This window comes from Streptomyces sp. NPDC023573 (assembly GCF_055559735.1).
Genome location: NZ_JBVHKB010000014.1, coordinates 1 through 4,656, shown reverse-complemented (window position 1 = coordinate 4,656; position 4,656 = coordinate 1). Strand labels below are relative to the sequence as shown.

The window sequence follows — 4,656 nt, the reverse complement described above, 5'->3', positions numbered from 1 at the left end:
GGTGAGGTCGGTGATGGCCTGGTCGTAGCGACCGGCCTGCGAGTGTGCTTGGCCGCGGGTGCCGAGCGCCCAGGCATCGGTGGGGTTGAGTTCGAGTGCGGCGGTGAGGTCGGTGATGGCCTGGTCGTGGCGACCGAGCCAGCGATGGGTTTCTCCGCGCCGGGCCCAGGCGCGGGCGTTGCGGGCGTTGTGGGCGATGGCGCGGTCGAACTCGGTGAGCGCTTCCTCTTCCCGGTCACAGAGGTAGAGGTGAATGCCCCGGTAGGTGCAGGCCCAGCTTCTGCTCTCAGCACTCAGCCGACCGTGTGACATCAGAACACCGAGACAGAGGAGACCGGGCTCATCGCCGACAAGAGCAGCCCGAAGACGTCCCGCCCAGGTGAGCAGGGCCGTGTCGGTAGTCTCCTGCGCGGCTTGTTCCAGCGTCTCGATCCACTGCCGCAGCACGGCGGCATCCTGACCCGCAGCATGCACGAGGTTTTCCAGAGCGGCCGTCAGATACGTTCCCGGACGCGCGCACAGCCGGTGATACGTCTCGTCCAGGCGGTGCCGACGCCATTCCGCATCTTCCCAGCGCTTGGCTTCGGGGAGCCGTTCCTCGACTGCAGCACGCCAGGCGGCATGGGTGTCAACGAGCCGCAGATGCGCCGAAGCCCAGCCTTGCGGGGAGTAAGCCCGCTGCTGGCGGATCATGCTGGCGCGCACCACGGCGTGGTAGTGCTTGTAGTCGCCGCGGCCGCTGACGAACGGCTGCCCGCACAGCCACGCCCACAGCCCTTCTGCGGCAGGGCCCGCGGCAGCAGCGAAGACGTCCTCGTTCAGCTGCAGCGGCAACGCACATGCCCGCACCGCCTCACGCTTGTCTGGGGCCGTGATCCATTGGATGAAGCGCTCGACGGCCACATCGGCGAGGTCCCCGCCCGCGTCGACTTCCTCGACCGTGTGCGGGCGGGCCAGAGCGAGGAGTTCGACCAGCAGCGGAAGTCCCATCGAAAGCTGCAGTACTGCTTCCACCACTTCCGGATCGGTCACGCCCCGCGAGGTTAGCAGCGAGCGTGTCTCTGCCTCGGTGAAGATCTCCAACGGCACGTCCGCGACCTGATCCCGCAGCGGCGCCCATTCCCGCTCCGACAGTTCGTCCCGGCCGGCCAGCACGACGATGACGTTCGCTGGCACCGGGCCGAACTCTTCATCCAGCAGACTTAGCAACCACCCGTCCAAGTACTGCGCGGTCTGCTCCCACGTGTCGAAGAACAGCACTACCCACCGCTGCCGACGACACAACCGCTCCAGCTCGCCGACGAAAGCACGGCTCAACCCCGCCTCGTCACCTCGCCCACTGCGTCGCTGAGCATGCGACCGAGACGCCGACCGAAGCCGGTCCAACCCCTGAGCCGCGGCATCCGGACTCGCCATCGCCGTTACGACACCAGCTCCCGGGATCAATGACACCGCTCCCAGTGTGGCCTGCGTCACCAACCGGCTCGACACCGACGCATCACCCTCCACAGGCGCCGGCTCCACCTGCGCTACTTGCTCCCGCCGAAATTGCCCGACTGCCTTGTCGAACTCCTTACACGGCCCCGCCTGCTCCGCCAGCTGCCGGGCCAGCTCGACCAAAGCCTGCTGCACCCCATGGACGTCGTTCTCGTCCACCACAGCGGTCACCGCATCCGCACGCCTGGCCGCCTCCTGCCACTGTCGTAGCAGCGTCGACTTCCCCACCCCGCCCACCCCGCGCACATGGAACAAAAAGTCCGCCGGAGCCTCCTCGGAAACTGGGTCCTTCGACAAGTTCTCCGTGAACAGCGCCAACTGTGCACGCCGACCCACAAAACGCGCCTTCGCACGCTGCCGGATCAACGCCCCCCGCGACAGACCCCCCGCACCCGCACCCGACATCCCCGCCACCCCCGCTACTCGCCTATCTCACCTGGCGGACGGCATCACGTCCGCCCACGCCTGCCGTATCAGACGCAGGTCATCAGTTTTCCGATTCAGCCTTCCGTCTGTCAGCCATGCAAAAGAATTCTCGCCGTTCTGGAGCTCTGCGGTCGGAGCGAGCCCATGCGTCCTACGCTGCCCAGTCGAGTCCGAGGTCGGCGAACACGGTGTCCAGGAGCAGATTTCGTAGTCGGGCCAGACGGCGCCTAAGTCCTGCTTCTCCGCGCAGTCGGCCGGAGACGATAGGCCCCGAAGCCCGCCCGGGTGCATGCCGGGCTGCAGCGCTGCGGTCTGCCCGCCGATGACGCCGCGCACGAAGCACTGCTGACCCTGGCGGGGACTGCCCGACCACCACGTTGGTCAACGAGACCTCCCATAGGCACCGGCAGCCACCGTCCGCTGAAAGGGTCGACGCGGTGGGGGCGTGTTCAGGGCACGTCGCCTTCCCAGACCCACGGGCCGTCAGGACGGCTGAAGGTGGGTGCGTACGAGGCTCGCCCGCCGGGGTCGTATGCGCTGTGCGGGGTGATCAGGTAAGCGCCGACGGTGCGTTCGTCGGCGGTGAGGTCGGTGACGTCCAGGAGCTGCCCGTCGAGCGGTCCGCCGTCCAGCTGGACGTACTCATGGTCGGGGCGGGTGACGTGAGGGCCGGTGTCGTCATGAGCGGACCCGTAGATCCGCGGCCGTGTGTCCTTGGTCATCAGTTCAGGCTGCCAGCCGCCCACCGGGGTGCAGCGCCGTCCCTGCGGGGAACCGCCCGCCCCCAGGCGCGGTCTGCTGCTGGGGGCGGGGCTCAGCCGTATCAGTACCTCCGGCTGGCTCGAAGCCGAACAGGGGTTACGGGGCGGGCTCGTAGGTGACGGTGGTGCCGGAGCAGTCCTCGGCGGTGCCGAGCAGGGCCTGGCGCTCGGCGTCGTCGACGGCCAGGTCCCAGCGGAGTTTCGTTGCGACCCAGGTTGCGGCGTAGGTGCAGTGGTAGGCCCCGTCCGTGGGCATCCACTGCGCGGGATCCTTGTCGCTCTTGGATCGGTTGGAGGCGGCGGAGACCGCGATCAGCGTGTCCGCGGACCCCTGGTCGTTGGCGTACGCCTCGCGCCGCTCGGCGCTCCACGGTGTCTGCTCGGAGTCGAACACCTCCGCCAACGGCACGAAATGGTCAACGTCAAGCCGCCCGGCGTCGCTCACCACCAGACCGTCGTACGCGCTGCGCCAGGAGCCGCCGGTGAGTTTGCAGCCGGCCGCGACCTGGGGTGCGTTGACGGCTTCGGAGAGGATGACCTCTCGGCGGGTGTCGCAGCCGTCCGTGGCGTTCAGGCCGCGGTTCCAGTGCTTGTACAGGGTCCGCTGGTAGCCCGCCCGGTGTTCCTCGGCGACCGGGAGCCGGTCGATCGCCTCGAACAGCCCCAGCGACCGCCGGGCACCTGGGACACCATCGGGAGCTTGCGCCGGGGCGTAGGAGGTGAAGGGCTGCTCTTCTGCCGGCAGGGGAGTGCCGGCGGAGGCAGGCGTGGCGAGCAGGGGGAGGGCGGCGAGGGCGAGCGCGGGCAGGCCGCGCCGCATCAGGGAGATCATCACGAGACGTGATGTAGCAGCCGCCCCCTGCCGGGCAGCGGGGCATCGACGCTACGTCACCCGATCGCGACACCGGTTCACCTGAAGAAACGAAACACCCGCTGAGACCGCATCTGACGACGTCCGGCGGGGGCAACGAGTTCGGGTGAACCGATCCCTTTGCCCGTGACGGCGGGGGTGACCAGGTGCGTTGAGCCGCCCATGCGACGAATGATCATTTCTGCTGCACTGGCCGCTGTCCTCGTCCCCCTGGCCGCTGCCCCCGCGGTGTCCGCTCCCACCGCGGCTCGGGCCTACGTGGACAAGCGGGTCAACGCGTGTGCGGGGGGGTGCCCCTATGGGTTTGGTCAAGCTGATGGGGCGGGTTGAGGGTCGTAGAAGGTGCCGTCGCGGAGCATCGCGAAGAGCACGTCGGCTCGTCGTCTCGCGAGGCAGAGGAGGGCTTGGGTGTGGTGCTTGCCCTGGCTGATCTTCTTGTCGTAGTAGGTGCGGGAGGCCGGGTCGGCCAGGGCGGCGAACGCGGAGAGGAAGAAGGCCCGCTTGAGCTGCTTGTTTCCTCGCCGGGATGGTTGCTCGCCGCGGATCGAGGAGCCCGAACTTCGGGTTGCTGGAGCGAGGCCGGCGTAGGCGGCAAGGTGGGCGGCAGAGGGGAACGAACTGCCATCGCCGACGTCGATGAGGATCCGGGCTCCGGTCCTGACGCCGATCCCCGGCATGGACGTCAGGACCCTGGAAAGAGGGTGGTTCTCCAACACTTCCTCAATCCGCGCGGCCAAGAGTTTGCGCTGGTCAAGGATGGCGGTGAGGGAGTCGGCCAGGCTCGGGACGATCAGCGCGGCCGCGTCCGTGCCCGGGACTACGACGGTCTGTTCGTCCAGCGCGGTGAAGATCTCTTCGACCAGCCGCTCGGCCATCCTGGGCGCCTTCGGACGTATCAGCGTGATCAGCCGTCGGCGTCCGGCCTTGCGGATCTGGGCCGGGGACCCGAACCGTTCCAGCAGCATCAGAACGGCCGGGTGCTGGATCCGCGGACCGAGGACTCGTTCCAGATGCGGGTGGATCTGTGTCATCAGGCCGCGAAGCCGGTTGCTGATCCGGGTGGCCTCGCCGGCCAGGTCGTCGTCGAAGCCGACGATCATC

Annotated in this window: 4 protein-coding genes; all 4 read right to left on the bottom strand. The window is 68.3% G+C overall.

The genetic code is table 11. The annotated features are described in order from the left end of the window. A partial coding sequence (locus ACZ32T_RS32500) for a tetratricopeptide repeat protein (RefSeq protein ID WP_467370749.1) occupies nt 1-1,815 on the bottom strand: 1,815 nt, incomplete at its 3' end. 557 nt (nt 1,816-2,372) lie between these two features. Beyond that, a complete protein-coding gene (locus ACZ32T_RS32495; RefSeq protein ID WP_467370746.1) occupies nt 2,373-2,645 on the bottom strand; it encodes a hypothetical protein in 273 nt (90 codons plus the stop codon). 136 nt (nt 2,646-2,781) lie between these two features. Further along, on the bottom strand, nt 2,782-3,516 hold the full coding sequence (locus ACZ32T_RS32490) for an HNH endonuclease family protein (protein ID WP_467371115.1): 735 nt from the start codon (nt 3,514-3,516) through the stop codon (nt 2,782-2,784). Between the two features lie 347 nt (nt 3,517-3,863). Further along, nucleotides 3,864-4,656 (bottom strand): IS110 family RNA-guided transposase (locus ACZ32T_RS32485; protein ID WP_467370744.1); only part of this gene is annotated, 793 nt, incomplete at its 5' end.